General features: G+C 35.4%; 22 protein-coding genes. 16 read left to right on the top strand and 6 right to left on the bottom strand.

The window, feature by feature from the left end:
- Positions 1 to 179 precede the first annotated feature (179 nt).
- The gene (locus tag HWV59_RS16510; RefSeq protein WP_175639524.1) at positions 180 to 797 is read left to right on the top strand and encodes a hypothetical protein; all 618 of its coding nucleotides are present in this window, start codon (positions 180 to 182) and stop codon (positions 795 to 797) included.
- A gap of 178 nt (positions 798 to 975) precedes the next feature.
- Positions 976 to 1,269, top strand: a complete 294-nt coding sequence (locus HWV59_RS16505; protein ID WP_102228972.1) for a hypothetical protein — start codon at positions 976 to 978, stop codon at positions 1,267 to 1,269.
- Between the two features lie 44 nt (positions 1,270 to 1,313).
- Here HWV59_RS16505 and HWV59_RS16500 read toward each other — a convergent pair whose 3' ends face one another.
- Positions 1,314 to 1,448, bottom strand: coding sequence for an anti-repressor SinI family protein (locus HWV59_RS16500; RefSeq protein ID WP_102228971.1), 135 nt, complete (start codon positions 1,446 to 1,448; stop codon positions 1,314 to 1,316).
- Positions 1,449 to 1,600: 152 nt separating this feature from the next.
- Positions 1,601 to 2,359: an NADPH-dependent oxidoreductase gene (locus HWV59_RS16495; RefSeq protein WP_102228970.1), complete on the bottom strand. Its 759-nt coding sequence runs from the start codon at positions 2,357 to 2,359 to the stop codon at positions 1,601 to 1,603.
- Between the two features lie 113 nt (positions 2,360 to 2,472).
- Here HWV59_RS16495 and HWV59_RS16490 point away from each other — a divergent pair, with 113 nt between their 5' ends.
- Positions 2,473 to 3,267 (top strand): glycerophosphodiester phosphodiesterase, encoded by a 795-nt coding sequence (locus HWV59_RS16490; RefSeq protein WP_175639523.1) that lies wholly within the window; start codon positions 2,473 to 2,475, stop codon positions 3,265 to 3,267.
- Positions 3,268 to 3,300: 33 nt separating this feature from the next.
- Here the strand turns inward: HWV59_RS16490 and HWV59_RS16485 are convergent, their stop codons facing one another.
- Together HWV59_RS16485 and HWV59_RS16480 are read right to left on the bottom strand one after the other, a co-directional pair.
- On the bottom strand, positions 3,301 to 3,486 hold the full coding sequence (locus HWV59_RS16485) for a hypothetical protein (RefSeq protein WP_175637771.1): 186 nt from the start codon (positions 3,484 to 3,486) through the stop codon (positions 3,301 to 3,303).
- A gap of 237 nt (positions 3,487 to 3,723) precedes the next feature.
- Positions 3,724 to 4,626, bottom strand: a complete 903-nt coding sequence (locus tag HWV59_RS16480; RefSeq protein ID WP_102228967.1) for a LysR family transcriptional regulator — start codon at positions 4,624 to 4,626, stop codon at positions 3,724 to 3,726.
- 137 nt (positions 4,627 to 4,763) lie between these two features.
- On the opposite strand from HWV59_RS16480, the gene gltB reads away from it, so the two are divergent.
- The 9 genes from gltB (at position 4,764) to HWV59_RS16440 (ending at position 16,505) form a co-directional block, all read left to right on the top strand.
- Positions 4,764 to 9,332, top strand: coding sequence for a glutamate synthase large subunit (gene gltB / locus HWV59_RS16475; protein ID WP_175639522.1), 4,569 nt, complete (start codon positions 4,764 to 4,766; stop codon positions 9,330 to 9,332).
- Between the two features lie 15 nt (positions 9,333 to 9,347).
- Complete coding sequence (gene gltD / locus HWV59_RS16470; RefSeq protein ID WP_175639521.1) at positions 9,348 to 10,832, top strand: glutamate synthase small subunit; 1,485 nt, start codon at positions 9,348 to 9,350, stop codon at positions 10,830 to 10,832.
- Between the two features lie 199 nt (positions 10,833 to 11,031).
- Complete coding sequence (locus HWV59_RS16465) at positions 11,032 to 12,675, top strand: PAS domain-containing sensor histidine kinase (RefSeq protein ID WP_102228964.1); 1,644 nt, start codon at positions 11,032 to 11,034, stop codon at positions 12,673 to 12,675.
- A 234-nt stretch (positions 12,676 to 12,909) separates the two neighbouring features.
- Positions 12,910 to 13,299, top strand: coding sequence for a hypothetical protein (locus HWV59_RS16460; RefSeq protein WP_175639520.1), 390 nt, complete (start codon positions 12,910 to 12,912; stop codon positions 13,297 to 13,299).
- Between the two features lie 86 nt (positions 13,300 to 13,385).
- Positions 13,386 to 13,535: a hypothetical protein gene (locus HWV59_RS16455; protein WP_175639519.1), complete on the top strand. Its 150-nt coding sequence runs from the start codon at positions 13,386 to 13,388 to the stop codon at positions 13,533 to 13,535.
- Positions 13,536 to 13,621: 86 nt separating this feature from the next.
- Positions 13,622 to 13,783 (top strand): hypothetical protein, encoded by a 162-nt coding sequence (locus tag HWV59_RS16450; RefSeq protein WP_175639518.1) that lies wholly within the window; start codon positions 13,622 to 13,624, stop codon positions 13,781 to 13,783.
- 725 nt (positions 13,784 to 14,508) lie between these two features.
- Complete coding sequence (locus HWV59_RS27315; RefSeq protein WP_268921768.1) at positions 14,509 to 14,631, top strand: hypothetical protein; 123 nt, start codon at positions 14,509 to 14,511, stop codon at positions 14,629 to 14,631.
- Between the two features lie 140 nt (positions 14,632 to 14,771).
- The gene (locus HWV59_RS16445; protein ID WP_175639517.1) at positions 14,772 to 15,908 is read left to right on the top strand and encodes an alcohol dehydrogenase catalytic domain-containing protein; all 1,137 of its coding nucleotides are present in this window, start codon (positions 14,772 to 14,774) and stop codon (positions 15,906 to 15,908) included.
- Between the two features lie 141 nt (positions 15,909 to 16,049).
- Entirely contained in the window at positions 16,050 to 16,505 is a 456-nt protein-coding gene (locus HWV59_RS16440) for a CoxG family protein (protein WP_175639516.1), read from the top strand.
- A gap of 87 nt (positions 16,506 to 16,592) precedes the next feature.
- Here the strand turns inward: HWV59_RS16440 and yyaC are convergent, their stop codons facing one another.
- Positions 16,593 to 17,186, bottom strand: coding sequence for a spore protease YyaC (gene yyaC, locus HWV59_RS16435; protein WP_235991762.1), 594 nt, complete (start codon positions 17,184 to 17,186; stop codon positions 16,593 to 16,595).
- Positions 17,187 to 17,409: 223 nt separating this feature from the next.
- On the opposite strand from yyaC, the gene HWV59_RS16430 reads away from it, so the two are divergent.
- Positions 17,410 to 18,129: a metallophosphoesterase family protein gene (locus tag HWV59_RS16430; protein WP_102228959.1), complete on the top strand. Its 720-nt coding sequence runs from the start codon at positions 17,410 to 17,412 to the stop codon at positions 18,127 to 18,129.
- 151 nt (positions 18,130 to 18,280) lie between these two features.
- Here HWV59_RS16430 and HWV59_RS16425 read toward each other — a convergent pair whose 3' ends face one another.
- Complete coding sequence (locus HWV59_RS16425) at positions 18,281 to 19,087, bottom strand: deoxyribonuclease IV (protein ID WP_175639515.1); 807 nt, start codon at positions 19,085 to 19,087, stop codon at positions 18,281 to 18,283.
- Between the two features lie 185 nt (positions 19,088 to 19,272).
- On the opposite strand from HWV59_RS16425, the gene HWV59_RS16420 reads away from it, so the two are divergent.
- The 3 genes from HWV59_RS16420 to HWV59_RS16410 all read left to right on the top strand — a co-directional run bounded on the left by HWV59_RS16420 (position 19,273) and on the right by HWV59_RS16410 (position 22,691).
- A complete protein-coding gene (locus HWV59_RS16420) occupies positions 19,273 to 20,442 on the top strand; it encodes an MFS transporter (protein ID WP_175639514.1) in 1,170 nt (389 codons plus the stop codon).
- 603 nt (positions 20,443 to 21,045) lie between these two features.
- Positions 21,046 to 21,354, top strand: a complete 309-nt coding sequence (locus HWV59_RS16415; protein ID WP_102229531.1) for a MerR family transcriptional regulator — start codon at positions 21,046 to 21,048, stop codon at positions 21,352 to 21,354.
- A gap of 170 nt (positions 21,355 to 21,524) precedes the next feature.
- The gene (locus HWV59_RS16410) at positions 21,525 to 22,691 is read left to right on the top strand and encodes an LL-diaminopimelate aminotransferase (RefSeq protein ID WP_175639513.1); all 1,167 of its coding nucleotides are present in this window, start codon (positions 21,525 to 21,527) and stop codon (positions 22,689 to 22,691) included.
- Positions 22,692 to 22,863 lie beyond the last annotated feature (172 nt).

Here is a 22,863-nt window from a genome sequence, read left to right as displayed (position 1 = left end):
ACTCCTTCCACTCTTCGTTAGAAATGATGTTAATATCATATGTAAGGGCCTAGCTGTTTGATCATTCTTTTTTTGTTTGAACACGGAATTCTTATATATGAATTTTTGCTAAAAATTTATAAAGTTTACAAAAAGAAGGACATACTACAAATGAAATAACGAAAAAGGTGGTATGAAGGATGAGTATGGAGTGGTTTGATCGTGTTAGTAGTGAGCTTCAAGAACATTTAGAATCGATTTGTGAAAAATACGATCAAGAAGGGCATATGTCAATAGATCGTGGTGCAAAACATCCTAGAATTGAATTTTTTATTGAAACAGAGGATGAGGATCGTGAATATTTTTGCACATTGTTTTTTGACCCTTTTAATGAAGAATTCTATCTTGAAACATTTGATTTTGAATATGAACAAACCACTAGGACCATTTTAGCCGACATTGAAGACATTATCGAAGCGGTACATGAGAGTTTTCATATATATCAAAATGATGAAGACTTTGAAGATGTTGAATATGATGAAGAGGATACAGATATTCTGGAAGAAATTGATGTTGAATGGGAAACCCCTGAAGTGACTGCCTTTATTTATGAAGATGAGGTTGAGGTTACATATCAGTTTGGAGTTGTGCAAGAAACTGGAGATGGGGTACTGCGGCGTATTAATCGTATTAAAACAGAAGATGATGATCTTATTAAAGATGAAACTAATTTTATTTTTAGTAAGGAAGAAGCGAGTACGATAATCGCCATGATTGCGAGTCATATGGATTCCTTGTCTGAATTTGATTTTCAATAATCATTTTGTACAATAATGAGATGTTAAGAATGAAGGTATTCATTCTTAACATCTTTTTTAATTCCATCAGGCTGGTTTAAAATGTATAAGAGATGATGACAGAAACACTTTGTAAATGTAGGAATTTTTTGAGGTCAAATTGAACTATTAATACGTAAGAAATGAAAGGCGGGGTTAAATGGATTCAGTTGAATTTCTGGCACATCATCCTTATATGAAGGTTACAAGGGTAATTGAAGATAACATTCAAAAGCATAGGGAAGAAGAGCACATAATGAAGTTATCTACAAATGGAATCGAAACGACCTGTGATACCTTTTCACTTGATGAGGTATTAGATATTTCTTATCGTGATATTTCGCAACAACTTGGTCATCTCTACCTTCATACAACAAAGGGATTGTACGCCTATGTTGTAAGAGTAAATCCACATTTATTTATTTTGAAATTCAGGAAAATAAAAGCAATTTAAAAAATCGGGACAAATTCTTTAAGAATCTATCCCGATTTTTGTCCTTAATGTTTCATTTTCTCTATCGTTTTATTCTTTAAAAAAGAAGAAAATTCTTGTTTACTAATACCTGATTTCATCGCTTCTTTAACCAGCCGAATAATTTCATTATCTATTGTGTTTTTTTTCTTATTAGGCAAGTAATCCACCCCCGTGCAAATTTAAATTAAATCATATCTAAATACTTTACTCGATAACTAAATTGTTGAAACATAGTTTTTATAATGTTAACCAATTATACCATAAAGTTTACGTAAAAAGAAAAACCACCAATATTCTGGCAGCTTCAAAGTTACTTCATATCCTTACAAGTAAATCCTTGCTGATGTAACATCTGCGGAACATCAGGGTACTGATTATCATAATGCTTTACACGATAAAATTTCGAGATCCTATTTGACCAATTACTATCATGTTTTCCGTTCGTCTTTTTAAGTTGATGTTGTTTGAATATCTCATTATAAGATTTAATATACTGAATCTGATTTGTTTCATAAGTTTCATCATGTCTGAATGACTCCTTTGGAAGTCTTGGATTCAGTCCAGGATCTTCTGATGGATAACCTACACATAAACCTGCAATTGGTATTACGTATTTAGGGATTTCTAACAGTTCTATAACATCTAATGGATTTCTTCGTATGCCGCCAATTGGCACTGTACCTAGCCCTAATGATTCTGAGGCAGCAATTGCATTACTTAAAGCAATTCCAACATCAGTTGCCCCAACAAGTAATGCGTCAGCATCATTTACTATATCAAATGACTTCTCTTCTATCTCACTTGCCAGTTTTGCACGATAAAAATCAGCACAAAATACTAGAAAAATAGGGGCCTGGTTGATGTGTTCTTGATTTCCACAGAAGGAGGCTAATTGCTTTTTCTTGTCCTTATTTTTTATCACAATTACAGACACCTGCTGTCCATGAATCCAGGAAGGAGCAGCCTGTGCTGCTTGGAGAATAGCATCTAGATCTTCATCTGTTATCGGTGTATCATTATATTGACGAAACGAACGATGATTTGTTAAGGTTTTTAATACTTCGTTCAAAATATGATTCCTCCTTATATATATTCTAATTAAATACTTTACTTGAAATGTAAGTCACATTCAAAGATTGAGTTTTTGGATAATAAACAATCCTATAAAGGATGTGAAAGGCTATGGGTAAGAAAATATCAATTTTGAATTTTTTTAATAAAATAAAGACTATATCAACAATAAAAAGAAATAACAGCTTATTAATTGTGGCCCACCGAGGAGCATCAGGTTACGCTCCTGAAAACACGATTTCTGCTTTTGAAAAAGCCTTGCAAATGAAGGCGGATTATCTTGAGTTAGATATCCAAATGACTAAAGACGGGAAATTAGTTGTTATACATGATCCTACTGTTGATCGAACAACGAATGGAACAGGTGAGGTACATCATTATACATATGAGGAGCTATGCAAATTAGATGCAGGAGGGTGGTTTCATAACAAATTTTCAGGTCAAACTATTCCAACTCTTGAAGAAATTATAGAAACTTACAAAAGTAAAATAGGCTTACTAATTGAAATTAAGAATCCAATGATGTATCCGAACTTAGTTTTGAAGTTGGAGGAAGTATTAAAAAAATGTCATGTTGATCGTCCGATGAATAATGAGATTATCATACAGTCCTTTGACTTCGAATGGCTGGAAACTTTTCACAAAAGCTTGCCACATGTACCGCTTGGACTGTTAGTGAAATATAGAGTTCACGGAGTTTCAAATGTTCAATTAAGAGATTGGTCGTCATTAGTGCAATACATAAATCCTAATAAGGCGCTTGTTACAAAAAAATTAGTGAAACGAATTCACTCATATCATATGAAAGTAATCCCGTATACTGTGAGAGATAAAAAGTCAATTAAAAATCTAGTAGATTCTAACGTGGATGGGATCATAACAGATTTTCCAGATTATTTTACTTAGAAGGAAGTGACATTCAGGGAAGCCCCTGAATGCTCAAAGATTTTCTTGTTGTTGACCAATTTCTTTTTCTGCTAGTATTGAATTTGCTACTTCCTGCTGCTTATGTTTATTTACTGAATCTCCATCAATATTTTTCAGATTAGGAAATGTGCTGTCTGTTTGAATCGTAATATTTTCTTCCTTTGGAGCATTTGATAAGTATTGGTCTGCTTTTCGCATATAAATGTCCTCCTTTATTTAACTTGGCGACGAGCCAAGTTTTTCTTCTTTATCCTTTTCCAAATCATGAATTATCATACGAAAAGTGATTAATTGGAAGCGCTGTAACGGCAATATATAATAGTAGAAACTCGTCTTAATTGTAATCCCCATAATTTACAAAATATCTATCGGTTGATTAATGATATAATACAAAGTGGCCGACAATTGTGAAATGATCTTGTCAGCCCTTGTTTATTATTGATATTGTTCAAGCATTGAGAAAAAGTCTTTTACAAATTTATAAAATACTTTTTCTGAAGGTGCGAGCTCTCTTTTTTTAGAAACAATGATTCCAACTGATCTTCTAACTAGAGGAAGTTCAATTGGCACCTTTACAGTAAAGCGGGGGATGGATTCGTGAAACGTACTTTCTGGTAGTAGGGTAACACCCATTCCGGCGGAAACTAAACCTTTAATAGCATCAAAATCCTCACCAACTGAGGAGATATTAGGCACAAAGCCTGCTTGCTTACAAGCATCCACAACAATTTCCTGTAAAATATATCCTTTAGGAAATAAAACAAAGGAATCGTTTCTTAATTCATTCAATAGAATACTTTTCTTTGATGAAAGTGGATGTGTTGAAGGCAATAAGGCTAATATGCTTTCCGTAAATAAAATAGAACCTTCAATATCAGGATTGTTTTGTGGTACAGGCCCTAGAAATGCTAGATCTATTTCTCGATTAATAACAGCATCAATTAAAAAATTATAGGATCCCTGCCTCAAATGAAAGGCAACATTAGGGTGTTTTTCTTTAAATGCTGAGATGACAGTCGGAAGCAAATGGCTTGCAAGACTTGTTGGAAACCCAATTTTAATTGTTCCTCTCTCAGGGTCTAAATACTCATCGATTTGTTTTGTTGCATAATCGATCGCCTTCATGGCCGTTTTTGTATGTGTAAGAAATACCTTTCCAATTGGTGTAAGCTTAACGTTTCGCCCTTCTCTTTCGAATAAGGTAACACCTAATTCTGCTTCTAGATTCGCAATTTGTCTGCTGATAGCAGACTGCGCAACATGTAAATATTGTGCAGCTTCTGATACATGTTCTCGATCAGCAACTTCCATAAAATACCGTAATTGACGTAATTCCATTTTTGGCCTCCGATCATATATATCAATATTAGATTGATTTCATCTAAATTATATATTGTTAACATTAATTTTGAAAGATATAATGTAATTATCTGAAAATTATCGGGTGTAAGATTATCTAACGGGGGGAGATATACATGACTTACAATCAAATACCTAAAGCACAAGGTCTCTACCGTCCTGAATTTGAACATGACGCATGCGGTATCGGTTTATACGCTCATATTAAAGGCCACGCTACACATGATATTGTAAAAAAAGGACTAAATATGCTTTGCCAACTAGATCACAGGGGTGGACAAGGCAGTGACCCATTAACAGGAGATGGCGCTGGTTTAATGGTGCAAATTCCTGATGCGTTCTTCAAGAAGGCTTGCAAGGAAATGACTCTTCCTGAAAAAGGCCGCTATGGTGTGGGAATGATGTTTTTCTCAGACGACGATTCTGAACGCCAGCAAATTGAAGAGCAACTAAACAAATTTATTGAAGCTGAAGGTCAGACACTTTTAGGATGGAGAGATGTACCAGTAAATGCTGAGGAAATTGGACCAGTTGCAAAAATGAGCTGTCCGGTTGTACGCCAGGTATTCATTGGAGCAAATGAATCAATCCAAGACAATATTACATTTGAACGTAAATTGTATGTTATTCGTAAACAAGCAGAAAATTGGGCTAGAGAGCGTGAATTGCGTTTCTACTTTACTAGTCTTTCAAGCAGCACAATTGTGTATAAAGGACTTTTAACACCTGAACAAGTTGATGCTTTCTACTTGGATTTACAGGATGAAGATTTTGTTTCTGCATTTTCACTTGTACATTCACGTTTTAGTACAAATACATTCCCAAGCTGGGAAAGAGCACATCCAAACCGCTATTTAATTCATAACGGTGAAATTAACACTTTACGTGGAAATATGAACTGGATGAAAGCGAGAGAGCAACAGTTTGTATCAGAAGCATTTGGTGAAGATCTTGATAAAGTACTTCCAATTCTTGATGCAGACGGTAGTGACTCTTCTATCCTGGATAACGCATTTGAGTTTTTCGTATTAGCAGGGCGTAAGCCGGCACACGCTGCAATGATGATGATTCCTGAGCCTTGGACAGAGAATCCACATATGAGCCCTGAAAAAAGAGCTTTCTATGAATATCATAGCTGCTTAATGGAACCATGGGACGGACCAACAGCTATTTCATTTACAAACGGTAAACAAATAGGTGCGATTCTTGACCGTAACGGTCTTCGTCCAGCACGTTATTATGTAACAAAAGATGATTACATCATTTTCTCTTCTGAAGTAGGCGTTATTGAAGTAGATGAAAAAGATGTTCTATACAAAGATCGCTTAAGCCCAGGTAAAATGCTTCTAATTGATTTAGAGGAAGGGCGTATTATTTCAGATGAAGAAATTAAAGACGAAATGGCTAAAGAAGAGCCATATCAAGAATGGTTAAATGAGCAGCTTATTAAGCTTGATGATCAATCAGATGTTTTAGAAGAAGAAGTCGTAACTGATATTGCAGAGCGTCACCGTGCTTTCGGTTATACGTATGAAGATATCCAAAAGTATCTGCTTCCTATCATTACAGAAGGTAAAGATCCACTGGGCTCAATGGGTAACGATACGCCATTAGCAGTATTATCAGATCGCCCTCAATCATTATTTAATTACTTTAAACAATTATTTGCCCAAGTTACAAACCCGCCAATCGATGCGATTCGTGAGCAAATTGTAACATCTACAATGACATTGCTAGGAACTGAAGGGAATATTCTCCATCCTACTAAGGAAAATGCACGCAGAATTCAGTTGGATTCTCCTGTACTTTCTAATGTCCAACTAGCACAATTACGTTTAAATCTAAATCCTGGATTTAAGAGTAAAACAATTCAATCATTGTTTACTGATAATTTAGACGAAGCAATTGTGAAATTATGTGCTGAAGCAGATGAAGCGATCGAGAACGGTGTGAATATACTAATCATTTCCGATCGAGGAATGAATCCTGAAAACATTGCAATTCCTGCATTATTAGCTGTTGGTGCACTTCATCAGCACTTAGTGCGTCAAGGTACACGTACAAAAGCCAGCCTTGTTATTGAATCAGGTGAGGTAAGAGAAGTACATCACTTTGCAGCTTTAATTGGTTATGGTGTAGATGCGATTAACCCTTATCTTGCATTTGCAACTTACAAAGAGGCAGTATTAGATGGAAGCTTATCTAATAGCTATGAAGAGGTTGTTGCGAAGTATATCAAAGGTGTTACTGAGGGTGTAGTAAAAGTAATGTCTAAGATGGGGATTTCAACAGTTCAAAGTTATCGTGGAGCACAAATTTTCGAGGCTGTTGGTATTAGCAAAGATGTGATTGATCGTTTCTTTACTGGAACAGCATCACAGCTGGGCGGAATTAATCTTGAAACAATTGCAAAAGAGGCAGTTTTACGTCATCAGGATGCTTATTCAGAAAAAGTTGACAAAGCTTTGGATTCAGGAAGTGACTTCCAATGGAGAAAAAATGGAGAGCATCATGCCTTCAATCCAACAACGATCCACACTTTACAATGGGCTTGTCGCAAAAATGATTATAGTTTATTTAAAAAATATTCAGATGCAGCAAATGAAGAAAGAATAGGATTCTTACGTAATCTGTTCTCATTTACAAGCAATAGACCATCAATCTCAATTGATGAAGTAGAATCTGTTGATTCTATCGTAAAACGATTTAAAACTGGTGCTATGTCATTTGGTTCCTTAAGCAAGGAAGCACATGAAACGTTAGCGATTGCGATGAATCGTCTTGGAGGTAAAAGCAACAGTGGTGAAGGTGGAGAAGATCCTAATAGATTTATTGCTGATGAAAATGGTGATTTACGTCGAAGTGCAGTGAAACAAATTGCTTCAGGCCGATTTGGGGTAAAGGGTCATTATTTAGTAAATGCTGATGAGCTTCAAATTAAAATGGCACAAGGTGCTAAGCCTGGTGAAGGTGGGCAATTACCTGGAAACAAAGTATATCCATGGGTTGCTGATGTTCGTGGCTCTACACCTGGTGTAGGATTAATTTCACCACCTCCTCACCATGATATTTATTCAATTGAGGATTTAGCACAACTTATCCATGATTTGAAAAACTCTAACCGTGATGCACGTATTAGTGTAAAGCTTGTTGCAAAAGCAGGAGTTGGTACAATTGCGGCTGGTGTAGCAAAAGGTGCAGCAGACGTTATTGTTATTAGTGGTTATGATGGCGGTACAGGGGCTTCACCAAAAACAAGTATTAAGCACACAGGTTTACCGTGGGAGCTTGGCTTAGCTGAAGCACACCAAACATTAATGCTAAATGGTCTGCGTGATCGTGTTGTATTAGAAACTGATGGTAAATTAATGACAGGTCGTGATGTTGCATTAGCTGCTATCCTCGGTGCGGAAGAATATGGCTTTGCAACAGCTCCGCTAGTTGTAATGGGTTGTATTATGATGCGTGTTTGTCATTTAGATACTTGTCCTGTTGGTGTAGCAACCCAAAATCCTGAACTTCGTGATAAATTCACTGGAGATCCGGATCATATTGTAAACTACATGCGTTTTGTTGCTCAAGAAGTTCGTGAAATCATGGCAGAGCTTGGCTTCAAAACAATGGACGAAATGGTCGGCAGCACAGATGTACTGGAAGTTAGTGAACGTGCTAAAGCTCACTGGAAAGCTAAACACTTAGATTTATCTACACTTTTATACCAACCGGAAGGTGCTCGTACAGCTAGAATTAAACAAAACCATAAAATTGATCAATCTCTTGATATGGTTGAAATTTTACCAAAGGTTGAGGCATCTATTGCTGCTGGTTCACCTATTGATGCTTCATTTAACATTAAAAACATCAACCGTGTTGCTGGAACAATTGTTGGTAGTGAGATTTCTAAGCGTTATGGTGAAGAAGGCTTACCAGAAGATACAATTACACTACGCTTTACTGGATCTGCAGGTCAAAGCTTTGGAGCATTCGTACCTAAAGGTGTCACAATGCACTTAACTGGTGATGCGAATGACTACATCGGAAAAGGACTTTCTGGCGGTAAAATTATCGTTAAACCTTCAGATGATTCAAGCATAGTTGCTGCTGATAATGTGATTATTGGAAATGTTCCATTCTATGGTGCGACAAGTGGTGAAGCATATATCAATGGCCGTGCTGGTGAACGTTTTGGAGTTCGTAACAGTGGTGTAAATGTAGTTGTTGAAGGTGTAGGAGATCACGGTTGTGAATACATGACAGGCGGCCGTGTTGTCATCCTTGGTGAAGTTGGTAAAAACTTTGGTGCAGGTATGTCAGGTGGTATTGCGTACGTACTTGCTGATAATAAAGAAGAATTCAAAGCAATTTGCAATGATGAAATGATTGAGTTTGAGAGTTTAGTAGATGACAAGGAAATTGAATTCCTAAACGAAATGGTTCAAAATCATTTCCATTATACAAACAGTCCAAAAGCTCGATTTGTTCTAGACAACTGGAATGAAACACTTCCGAAGTTTGTTAAAGTCATTCCTAAAGACTACAAGCGTATGATGAATCGAATTGCTGAACAAATGGAAGCTGGTCTTACAAGTGAAGAAGCAATCATGAGTGCGTTTGAAGCAAATGCTAAATCTGATAAAAAAGGTTCAGTGACAAAGCCGTCACGTTCCAAAGCAGTAGTACAGTAGAAAGGGGAGAGGAAGATGGGGAAAGCAACAGGATTTTTAGAATTTAAACGTGAAGAGTCAGCAGAACGCGATCCTCTCAAGCGTTTAGATGACTGGAAAGAGTATTCAGCTCCTTTCTCTGAGGAAAAGTTAAGCAGACAAGGAGCGCGCTGCATGGATTGCGGCACTCCTTTCTGTCATATTGGTACTGAGATTAACGGTTTCACTTCAGGATGTCCAATTCATAACTTAATTCCTGAGTGGAATGACTTAGTCTATCGTGGTAGATGGAAGGAAGCACTTGAACGTTTATTAAAAACGAATAACTTTCCAGAATTTACAGGTAGGGTCTGTCCGGCACCTTGTGAGGGTTCTTGTAACGTTGCAATTTCTGACCCGGCTGTTACCATTAAAAACATTGAAAAAGCTATTATTGACAAAGGCTTTGAAATGGGATGGATTACACCGCGTATTCCTGAAAAACGTACGGGTAAAAAGATCGCTATCGTTGGTTCCGGCCCGGCTGGCTTAGCTGCGGCAGATCAACTTAACCAAGCAGGTCACACAGTTACTGTTTATGAGCGTGCTGATCGTGCAGGTGGTTTGTTAACTTATGGTATTCCTAATATGAAGCTTGATAAAGGCATTGTAGAACGTCGTGTAAACCTGTTAACTCAAGAAGGTATCACGTTTATTACGAATACTGAAGTAGGAAAAGATATTACTTCAGAAGAATTACGTGAGCAACATGATGCTGTAATCCTTTGTGTTGGTGCCCAAAAACAACGTGATCTACGTATTGAGGGAAGAGAAGCGAACGGAGTTCACTTTGCAATGGATTACCTAACAGATGTAACGAAGAGCTACCTAAATACTAATTTTGAAGATAATCAATTTATTAATGCTGAAGGCAAAGATGTTATTGTTATCGGTGGTGGAGATACAGGAGCAGACTGTGTAGCAACTGCACTTCGTCAAAATTGTAATAGTGTTGTTCAATTTGGTAAACATCCTAGATTACCAATGTCTCGTACAGTTGAAAATATGTGGCCGGAGGCTCCGCATGTCTTTACGATGGAATATGCGTATGAGGAAGCAGAAGCAAAATTCGGTGAGGATCCACGTCAATACTGCATCCAAACAACAAAGCTTGTATCAGATGAAAATGGTAATTTAAAAGAACTTCACACAATTCAAATGGAAAAACTAAAAGATGAACAAGGTCTATACTATTTTAAAGAGGTTCCAGGTTCTGAAAAAGTATGGCCAGCTCAACTAGTTTTCATTGCGATTGGTTTTGAAGGTGCTGAACAACCTGTATTAAAGCAGTTTGGAGTTGATCAAACTGCACGTAATGTTGTTGCAGCGAAATACGGCGATTTCCGTACAAACATTGATGGAGTCTTTGCTGCAGGCGATGCTCGTCGTGGTCAAAGCTTAATCGTGTGGGCAATCAATGAAGGCCGTGAAGCTGCACGTGAAGTAGACCTTTATTTAATGGGAAGTACCGTTTTAGCTTAATATTTCTCACAAAGGGATCAAGGCAAATATTTGCCTTGATCCCTTTTCCTATTCATTAAAGATTACGTTTATTTTAGCAATAATTCCTATTGGACGACATAAAGCTTTTTTAGTAGAATTAACAATTGGAACAAATTAAAAAGAGAAAAATAATAGTACAGGTAACATAAATGTTTAACCAATCGTTAAGGAGAAGCTTATGGTAAATAAGTATAAAATTCTATTGTATTATGTGCTATTCAGTTCACTATGGATACTTGCTACAGATAATTTACTTGTTCTATTAAACATACCTAAGGGGACATTATTAGTATTCCAAAATGTAAAAGGTTTCTTGTTTGTACTTTTCACAAGTATTTTTATATATTATTTAGTCTTAAAAAGAGAAGCATATAAAAATGAAAAGCTAGAAAAAGATAAATTAAATATCTTAATCAATTCAATGGTTGATTTTGTGAATTTTAAGGACGGAGAAGGCCGTTGGACGAAAGCGAATGATTTTGCACTTGCTTTATTCCAATTACAGGGTATAGATTATGTTGGGAAAAAGGACTCAGAACTAGCTGAGTATACGGAGTTTTATGCAGAGGCATTAAGATACTGTGAAATCTCTGATGAGCAGGCATGGCTTAAAGGAACAAAAAGCCGATGTATTGAAGAAATTCCAATGCCAGATGGAAGTGTAAAGACATTTGATACTATTAAAATCCCAAGCTTCTATGAAGATGGCTCACGTAAAGAATTAGTAGTGATGGGAAGAGATGTGACAGAAAGAGTTCTTGCTGAAAAAAAATTAGCAGAAAGTGAACAAAAATATAAATCTCTATTCGATTTTAATCCTGAGCTAGTGTACATGATTGACTTAAAAGGCAAGCTCACTGATGTAAATGAGCACTTTTTCCGTTTTACTGGATTTACAAGAGAAGAATATGTAAACAAAACGGTATTACCACTTATATCGAAGAGAGATCGGTGGAAGGTCTATAGGTCTTATAAACACATAATCCTTAAAAATCGATCTTTTACAAATGAAGAGATTGAAATTGTTATGAAAGACCATACGATGAAAACATTGAGATGTACTTCGGTACCAATGATTATTAATAATAAGACAGTTGGAATTATTGGATATGCTGTAGATATTTCAAAAGAAAAAGAAACAGAAAGACTGCTGCGGAAAACCGAAAAATTATCAGTAGTTGGTGAGCTTGCTGCAAGTGTAGCTCATGAAATTCGAAATCCTTTAACTTCATTAAAAGGTTTTGTTCAGATGTTAAAGGATAGGAACAAAGAGCAGGAATTTTATTATCGTATCATGTTGGATGAACTTGAGAGAATTAATATTATTGCGAGTGAATTACTTGTACTTGCAAAGCCTCAAAAAATTCAGTTTCAAGAAAAGGACATAAATCTTCTATTGAAGGATGTAAAATCCTTACTTGAATCAGAGGCAAATCTTTATGGAGTAACATTGGATATCCAGGTAAATGAGACTCTTCCAATCATTGACTGTGAACCAAATCAATTAAAACAGCTTTTTATTAACATAATGAAGAATTCAATTGAAGCATTATCTAAAAATGTACATGTTTATCTTGATATGAATGATGAAAAAACGATAAAGATACTTTTTAAAGATGATGGTTGTGGAATTGATGAGGAACGATTAAAGCATTTAGGCGAACCATTTTACTCTATGAAAGAAAAAGGTACAGGACTTGGTTTAACGGTGAGTTATCGAATTGTAGAGTTTCATAAAGGAAAAATATCCTTCAAAAGTTCTGTAGATCATGGAACCGAAGTTGAACTACTTCTACCTATTCATAAAGGAAAAATGCCCTAAGAATAACCTTAGGGTTTTTTTTATTGGGAAATTTGATATTGGAATACCTGGAAGTTTAACCAGTCAAGAAGGTTTAAAAAATGAGTGGATCGATTTTATCATTAATTTCCACCTGCCTTTATGCATTTTGTCATTTTTTATTCTTTATTCTTTATTACCTCGATTAGATTTGTCATCACAACTTTTAGTGATTTCCGTATATTGGTAGGAGAACCTTAAAAAGGAGCTGTAAATATGCTGCCAATATATTGTCATCCTATGTATTTAATAGTACCCAATTATTATGGACCAAGACAAGACTACCGTATGAACTATCCTTTCAACAGACAATTTCCTGATGTTAATCCGACAATGTTTGAACAATCTGCAAAATCGATGCAAATATTAATGAAAGAGGCAAGCCTGGTATTAAATAAGCTTGCTCAATCAAAGGATTTTGCTACAAAAGTTATGTACGCAGCACAACAGTCAAATATGAATGAAGTTGATAAATTAATAAAGTCAACTGGGATCAAATCAACTGTAAAAACTTCTTTTAATCCTGATGGTATTCAGATGAAACTAACCTCATCAATTGGTGAAGCAGAATGCTGCCATTTGACGGTTTCTTTGAGGTGGCTTTAGGTATTGGTTGAAAAGCTAAAGAAAATAAGCATAACAAGAATGGATGGATAAATAATAACTACCAACAAGCTTAAAGGAGAATAAAAGTGAGAAAAAGATCCATAATTCTATCCATTCTTTTTGTTTGTTTAGTTGTGGCAGTTGCATATTTTACAATTGTAGGAATTGAGTATGCGTATGTACCCCCGGACTCAAAAGTTGATAGCATAGAGAGTCATTCATTTGATGGATTTTAAAAAAATGACAAATAATGTGAAAAACCAACCTGATCATGAATTAATTCAAAGTGGCAAAAAAATGTTTTATGAAGAAACATTCGGAAATGAGGTTTTTTACAGATATTATGGGAGTGTTTGATGGTGCTTTCACGATTTCCAATTTAGCAAAAGCGATTATAAAATTAAACGGAAAAGGTACAGACAATCTTCAGGTACCTGCAGAAAAGACTATGCAAATTGGGGACATGACAATTAAAAAAAGGTGACTAGATTGACACAGGTCTTGATGTACCTAAGGGTGCATTAGTTCCTCTTGGTGTAAAGATTAGATATGAGGATGGACATGTAAAAGCAGGTATTAGTTGTGCGGTATGTCATGCTTCGGTAAATGATCAAAAAGAGGTTATTCATGGAATACCTAATAAAGATTTGAATATAGGTTTAATTGTTGCATTAGGAACAAATTCTGCATCGTATTTTACCCATACAGAGATGAAAAGTATTCAAAATTTCATCTATTCAACGGATCGCACAGTCAAAAGCTCAGAGGGGATAGATCTAAATTTACCCGATATGAAGCACTTGAGAAGTATGTTGATAAAGAACTCATAAAATGGCCAAGAGGAGGAAATGACACAACAATTGATTTTGTAAATAACCCTGTACAAACTCCAGACGCAAATACTTAACAAATAATCAATTACTTTCTCCTCAGGAGATTGGGACAGAAAGTTCACGAGCGATATCATTTAAAAAGACAGAAAGGTTCTTTACTAACCCTGCTTTATATGATCCTAAGACACCAGTACCATTACCGAAAAATCCAATTGCAAGAGAGCTAGAGATATCAGATAATCAGAAAAAGCATCTTAATAGAAGTTGGGCACATGATGGTTCAGATGGTGCATATAAGGTTCCAAGTCTATTTGGATTATATTGGACACCACCTTATTTACATGATGGGGGAGTAGCTGTTGGGGAGAATCTTAATTTGGAGATAGATGTTGCTGCTACTTTATATAGTGGAAAGAAAGCTAATCCTATGAATAGTCTTTTGGCTATGATTGATTCTGAGCTACGGGAAAGAGTAATTAATGAAAATAGTAAAAATTAAACGTTAAGGTCAGCTCATGTTACTGGAAGGGGTCATAAATACTGGGTTGATCAAACCACAGGTTTTACAAAAGAGGAGCAACAAGCCCTCATTCTTTATCTACTTACAGTAACTGATCAAAAACAGAGAGGTAATCAAAATTGAGAGCAGTAACATATCAAGGGTTTATGGATGTAAAAGTAAAAGACATGCCAGATCCACAAATAAAAAATAAGGATGACCTCATTGTTAAAGTAACTCATTCATCAATTTGTGGTTCTGATCGTCATTTCTATCACGGTATGGTACCGAGTATGAAAAAGGATTATATTGTTGGACATGAAGCAGTAGGAAATGTCCACGAAATTGGTTCTGAAGTACATCATCTCAAAAAAGGCGATAAAGTTGTTTTACCTTATAACATTGCTTGTGGAAAATGTATAAACTGCAAGAATAACCTCGAGAGTCAATGTATACGTTCGAACCAAGGTGGAGAAATAGGAGGCTGTTACGGCTGCTCCAGATTGTTTGGAGATTATAATGGAACACAAGCAGAATTTGTACGTGTTCCTTATGCAAATTATGGGACTTTCAAGGTACCCGAACATAACGAAGTAAAGGATGAGGAATTATTACTTTTAACTGATGCCTATTCATCAGCCTATTGGGGAATACAACAAGCAGGAGTAAAGAGTGGAGATACTGTAATTGTTTTAGGATGTGGTCCGCTCGGATTGATTACACAAAAGCTTGCTTGGTTTAAAGGGGCAAAAAGAGTTATTGCCGTTGATCACGTTGCATACCGACTGGAGCATGCAAACAAATGGAATCATGTAGAAGTTTTTAACTTCAAAGAAAATAAAGAGCTAAAATCTCACCTAAAGGAAATAACAAAGGGTGGTGCAGATGTAGTCATAGATTGTGTTGGCATGAGCGGGAAAATGAAAACGTTAGAAATTATGGAAACGGCTCTTAGGTTTCAGGGGGGAGCTTTAGGTGCGATTGAATTTGCAAGCCAGGTTGTACTCGCAGGTGGAACAATTCAATTAATGGGCATATATGGTACAAGATATAATCAGTTTCCATTGGGTGATTTATTTGCACGGAATATTACGCTAAAGATGGGGCTTGCTTCTGTTACACACCTAATTCCTTATCTGTACGAACTCCTTCAAACGAAACAATTAGATCTAATGGACGTTATCACACACCATTTTCCGTTAGAGGAATCAGAGCATGCCTATAGAATATTTAATGCGCATAAAGAAAAATGTTTGAAGGTTATTCTGGAACCGTAAAGCTAAGAAGAAGGTGTATATATAAAAAACTTTTAGGTCTATTAAGTGAAAAAGTACATATTGAGCACTGGTGAGGAATATGTAGTGTATAAATGGTTTGCATCATGAATCATTAATCGAATAAGAAAGAAGGTTTGAAAAATGGCCAATCATTTATACAAAATAGAAGTCGATCATCCTATACGTTCAATTTGGAACTTTGTAAGTGTAATGGATCATTGGGCACCATTAGTCCCGGGATATCTAGATCATGAGATAATTAGTTTAAAAGAATCCACTTGGAAATTTAAAACAGACTTAGGTGTTATTAAAAGAAAAATACATTTAAAAGTAGACATTACAGCATGGATTGCACCGTCAAAAGTGGAGTTCAACTTAACCGGAATCAATGAGAAGATTTCTGGAAAAGGATATTTTGAAGCACAATCACTTGGACCCAATAAAACGTTGATGACTGGCTTTCTTGATATTACACCAGAAGGTGCATTAGCAAAAATGGTAAGTGGTAAATTAGAAAAAAATTTAGTCGAAATAACAGAAGAATTAACTGAAGCAATAGTGGCAAAAATTGATGTAAGAGAAAATGTTCTTCGATAAAAAATTGTTGATGTTAAAAATATAAATGAACAAGTGCCGAATGGGAATGTCGTGCTAAAATTCCTTCATTCGGCTGCTTTTATCTCTCTATAGAAAAATCGGATAATTAGAGGGGTATTGAAAAAATTGTCTAACTGCAAGAGAAACTCCTTTGGCAATATTAGTTGTCATTGTATAAATTAGATGCAAATTTGTATGAAATAATGTGGAATGATCCTGGCAATCCTTTTCAAGGACAACCCCCATAATACTACAATCACCGATTGAGGGAAGCTTTTTTCCTAATCCTTCGCCAGGCAAGATAGGTCCTTCTTTAACGACGATAGACTGCATCATGTTTTTAGAGCCTAAAACACTATCAATTGCAATAACGAAACTATTTTGTGGAAAGCAGATCTTAGTGTATTCACTCACAAGGTTTGAGGCATCTAATGGAAATTGAAGATTTCCTAAGACAGTTAAATGACTTGGGAATTTGTGTTGCAGTAGTGTGCCAACAAAAGGACCGAGGCTGTCACCGTTTATTGAGTTCGATCCGATTCCTATTACGTAAATATGTTGTGTTGTTTTGGGGATTTGTTGGAATAAAGCATTTCGTATTAAAAACGGGGCAATCTTGTGATTATATGGAATAATACCTTGATGTATGACATTACTGCTTCTCTGTTGATGAACGAACAATCGCTTCCCCTCCAAAAAACAATTCTCTCTCAATAATATAATTTAGTAATGTATTCTCTCTTTTAGTTCAACTATCCTCCTTAAAATAATGATAAACTCTAATAGTTTATCTAGAAAATTTTTACAATTATTCTCTCTCGTGACCTTTAAAGAGAAAGTGTGCTACCAAACCTCAAGGTTGGTATACTAGAGAAAGATTAAGTTTAATTAGGAGGGGAATTAAGTGAAAATTGCATTTATCTCAGACATACATGGTAATGCTGTTGCGCTTGAGGCAGTGTTAGAGGATATGAAAAAGAAAAATATAGAAAAAGTATTTGTTCTTGGTGATATTTGCTATAGAGGTCCTGAACCAAAAAGAGCACTAGAACTTATTCGTTCATTGCAAACGAAAGTCATAAAAGGAAATGCGGATGAATGGGTTGTGAGAGGAGTTCAACAGGGAGAAGTACCTGATCATGCTCTTGATATGATGAGAAAGGAACGTGATTGGATATATTCTAAACTTGATGCAACAGACATCGACTATTTATCCCAATTACCAACAGAGTTATACTTAAATGAAAAAGGAATTGAACTCTATGCTTTTCATGCAACACCAACCGATCTTTTTGAGGTGATCCCTCCAAACGCAGAAGATAGATTATTACATGAAAAAGTGTTGTCAAAAAAAGATGCAACGATTTATCTCTATGCTCATATCCATAAGCCGTATATCCGTTATATTAATGGTAAGGTGGTTATGAATATTGGCAGTGTTGGTTTACCGTTTGATGGTGTTACAAAGGCATCCTACGGGGTAATTACAATAGCTGAGAGTGGGTTTAGCACATCAATTGAACGAGTTGACTACGATACTGAAAAAGTGATGAAGCAATATTCAGAAGTAAACTATCCAAATGCGGAAAAGATGATTCAGGTCCTTAAAAAAGGGAGTATATAAGTAGATTTATTTCTCGGGAAAGCGCAAAACTTGACAGGATTAAACAACTTTGTCGTAACTTGTTGATTTATGATATTGTTGATCCTTGATGTTATATGTAATAACAGATAGAGGCTCTACCGTTTGTTTTCAACAAATTGGTAGAGCAAATTTATTTCCTCTTTATGTGTGATACCTTCATCTGATGTGTTTCAAGAACAAAAGGAGTCGTTGATAGAAAATCTAATTGAAGTAATTTTGCAAAATCATCACTTTCGATGTAACCATTATTAAAAATATTAGCATGTCTATCTTTTCTTGATCTTAGTGGATATTTGGAATTATTCAAGTGTATGGCTGCTAGAGCATCAACAAAACCTAACTCAATAGCTTTTTCCCAAAATTCTGCATTTTGGTCCCCGCTCCATAAACCACTTGCAAACGCATGACAAGTGTCTAGACAAAAACCAATTTTTTCAGGATCATCGATAAGGTTTCTTATTTGAGTAAGTTCCTCTAATGTTGTCCCTAGAGCCCCTGCTGCACCTGCGTTATTTTCAATTAATAGCTTGCATGTTCCATTCCATTGAGATAAAACGAGATTTATCATTTCGATCATTAGTTGATAGCTTGTAAGTGGGTTATCTTTATCGATTAAATGTCCAAAATGGACAACGACACCAATGGATCCACAATATTCAGCAATTTCTAAGTCATTTAACAAAGATGCAATCGTTATTTCTCTTTTGTCTGAAGATGGAGTAAGTGAAGTTGGATAGGGTGTATGTGCTATAGATAAAAGATCATGTTCTTTGCAAAAATTAAAGCATTGAATCGCATCACTTTGATTAAAGCGTTTCACTGATAAACTTCTTGGATTCTTTGGGAAATACTGAAATGCCTTTGCGCCAATGTTGAAAGCGTGTTTGGCAGCAGCAAAGTATCCATTTTTTATACTTACATGACAACCAAATTTCATTTAATCATCCTATCTGCATCTTAAATTCATGTTCATCAACTTATTATTTAGTAAAATAAAACACTTTATTCGGTTATAAACTAGGAAGTATAGATGGTAAGTCATATCATTTGTTATTTCGTATTATAAATATTAACCTTATTAAATAAAAAGTTAGTTCATTTAATTAATAGAGGAGGGCTTTTTTGGATTCTCAGCAAACAAAAGCATTACATAAAGAAAAAATTTGGACACGTGACTTTATATTAATCTGTATATCGAACTTTTTCATTTTTCTTGGATTTCAAATGACATTGCCAACGATTCCGCTATATGTTGAAGAGTTAGGGGGAAATGATCAGTTAATAGGGGTAGTTGTGAGTATTTTCACCTTTTCAGCGTTATTAGTAAGGTCTTATGCCGGGCATGCTTTAGAATCTAAAGGAAGAAAATTTGTTTATTTAACCGGTTTATTAATCTTTATATTTTCTGTTGGTTCATTTGGATTCTTACCAGCCATTGTGTTTTTATTTTTTATGCGATTCGTTCAAGGGATAGGGTGGGGATTTTCAACAACAGCCTCCGGTACAATAGCAAGTGATATTATTCCACCTAAGAGACGTGGAGAGGGGATGGGATACTATGGCTTATCAGGAAACATCGCATTAGCCTTTGGCCCATCGTTAGGACTAACTTTAGCAGGAGTTTTATCGTTTACACAATTATTTATCATTTGCGCACTCTTAGGGCTAATAGCGTTCCTTCTATCATCAAAAATACGCTATAAAACCATTGAAAAAACACAACAAGTAGTTAAAAAAGAAAAATGGGATTTCTACGAAAAAAGCGCTCTAAAACCATCGCTATTGCTATTTTTTATCACAGTAACTTTTGGGGGAATTGCTTCGTTTCTCCCATTATATACAGCTCAAAAAGGTATCCCGGGAATTCAATGGTATTTCCTTGTTTTTGCTTTGGCTTTAATGGCGTCAAGAACGTTTGCAGGAAAAATATATGATTTAAAAGGACATCGCGCAATATTTATTCCGGGAGCCATCTTAATCGTCCTAGCAATGATTTTATTAGCTTGGTTATTAAATACGACCGTCCTTTTAATTGCTGCCGTACTATATGGATTTGGATTTGGTTCTGTGCAACCTGCTTTACAAGCATGGTCGATCGAAAATGCGCCGGTGCACAGAAGAGGGATGGCAAATGCAACTTTCTTTTCTTCCTTTGACCTTGGTGTCGGAATTGGTGCCTTAATGTTTGGTCAAATTGGCCATATGTTCGGTTATCATACGATTTATTTGGTATCAGCTTTTTCGGTTTGTATGTCAATCCTGTTGTATGTATTACTCGTCTATAAAAAATAAAAGGGAAAATGTAAGATATTCTATCAATCTGATCCTAAAAATCATGTGAGATAATCTCACAAACTACTTCTAACATGCGAATTTTCTGATAATATAAAAGCAATAGATCAGAGAGAAAGGGTTGTGGTCTTAATGACGATCAGAGAAATAAGAGAAAACATGGTAAAGAAAGTAGCAGAAGATTTTAATATTACTCCAGAACAAGCGATTGAACTAATAAACAGTAGTTTTGAAACAGGGGAACCTGAGTGATCCAATAAGATCTTCTAAAGTAGAAAACGTTCCCGGGTGATCAACACAAGTTTCATTTAAGAAAAAAAGTAATATAAGAGACATCTAAAAGTAGATGTCTCTTCATCATTATGCGCATTTTCTATTGTCATTTTTTCTTACGTAAAGGCTTTAAGTTTATGACATTGCAAAATGAAGAGTAAGTTGAAAACTCTATAGCTATTTTTTAGTTATAAAAGTCGAAATATTTCCAATTGATTTAAAATTTCGCAATTAATTCTTGTTAGAAAACGGTTACTGTTGTTAAAGTAATAAGATGATTCTAATGTAAAAAATTATCATTCATAAGAGGGGATTCATGTGGAGAAAAGTATGTCATATCGTGATAAAAAAGTAATGTCAATGGGAACAGTATGTGAAATTACAGGATTATCTGAGAGAAGAATCCGCTACTATGAAGAGAGAAAATTAATTTTTCCAGACCGAACTTCAACAGGTTTTCGTAAATACTCTTTTTCAGATATTGAAAAACTAATGGATATTGCTGAAAAGGTTGAAGAAGGTGTCCAAACAGACGAAATACGAAGAGATTACCGTAAAAAGGAAACGGATGCTGAATTAAAGAAAAAAATGATTAGAGGACAACTAAATTCACATTTTCAAAGAAGTGGTTTTAAGTAAATGTTCATAACTGAAAAAGGTAGAGAAGAAGAATGCTAGAATAAATGCATTCTTTTTTTAATCTATAAGTATATGAGAAGAACACTTCTTTATTCCCGTATAATGTTCAATTGTGATAAACTTATTTTCAGAAAAATAGCAATTGGGAAATAATTATTGGGGGTATAAAGGTGAAATTTTCAGTATCAAATAAAATGAGTTTTTTTCAGCCATCAATTTTTAGTGAGCTTGCTCAATATAAAAAAAAGAAAATGGAAGAGGGAAAACCTATAATAGATTTAAGCATTGGAAGTCCTGATATGGCTCCTCCATCCTTTGTCAGAGAGTCTTTATCAGAGGGGGTGTTAGCACAAGATCAGTATGGCTATTCTTTGACAGGAACGAAAGAATTTAATAAGGCCGTTTCCACATTTTATAAAAATAACTACAATGTTCAACTGGAATCAAGAGATGAAGTTCTATTGTTAATGGGATCACAGGATGGACTTGTTCATTTCCCAATGGTATTTGCCGATCCGGATGATATCATTTTAGTACCTGATCCCGGTTATACAGCATACGCTGCTGGCATTGCGATGGCGGGAGCAAGTCCATATTTTATGCCACTAAATAAGGAAAATGATTTTTTACCAGATCTAGAGAAGATCCCAGAAGATGTAGCGCAGAAAGCAAAAATAATGATTTTGAACTTCCCTGGAAATCCAGTGCCTGCATTAGCATCAAGTGACTTTTTCAAAAAGGTGATTGCATTTGCCAAGAAGTTTCAAATCATCGTTTTGCATGATTTTGCCTATTCAGAACTCTATTTTGAAGGCAACAAACCGATTAGTTTTTTGTCGGTTGAAGGAGCTAAGGATGTTGGAGTTGAGATGTCTTCTTTTTCTAAAAATTATAGTATGGCTGGCACTCGAATAGGTTATTTAGCAGGGAATAATCAAATTGTTCAAGCAATGAATCATTTAAAAAGTAATTTAGATTATGGTGTATTCCTCCCTGTTCAACAAGCAGCAATTCGTGCGCTTCAAGAAGGTGCTGACTTTTGCGAACAAAGTAGAAAAGTATATGAAGAACGCCGTAATATACTGGTTGATGGGTTACAAAATATAGGATGGGATATAACAAAACCTGATGCGGGTATGTTCATATGGGCAGAAATACCAAAAGGGTGGAATTCATTGGATTTTACATACACACTAATAGATCGGGCAAATGTCGTGGTTACGCCTGGACATGCCTTCGGACCTAATGGGGAAGGATATGTTCGGATTGCACTTGTTCAAGAAAAAGACAAATTAAAGCAAGCTATATCCTCTATAGAAAAAGCAAATATTTTTTGAAAAGAAATTATTCATTCGAATGAATTGTGAGAAGCAGCTAAGATATAAGATTCCTTCAACAAAATGCATGATCTATTTCAACAAATAACGACGAATTTTTGTAAAATTAACAAAAATATTACAAAAGTCTTAATCTAGCTTCAAATAAACCTAGTAACCTTTTAATGTTAAA

This window comes from Metabacillus schmidteae, assembly GCF_903166545.1.
In the GTDB taxonomy this organism is placed as follows: domain Bacteria; phylum Bacillota; class Bacilli; order Bacillales; family Bacillaceae; genus Metabacillus; species Metabacillus schmidteae.
This window is presented reverse-complemented; position numbering and strand designations above follow the sequence as displayed.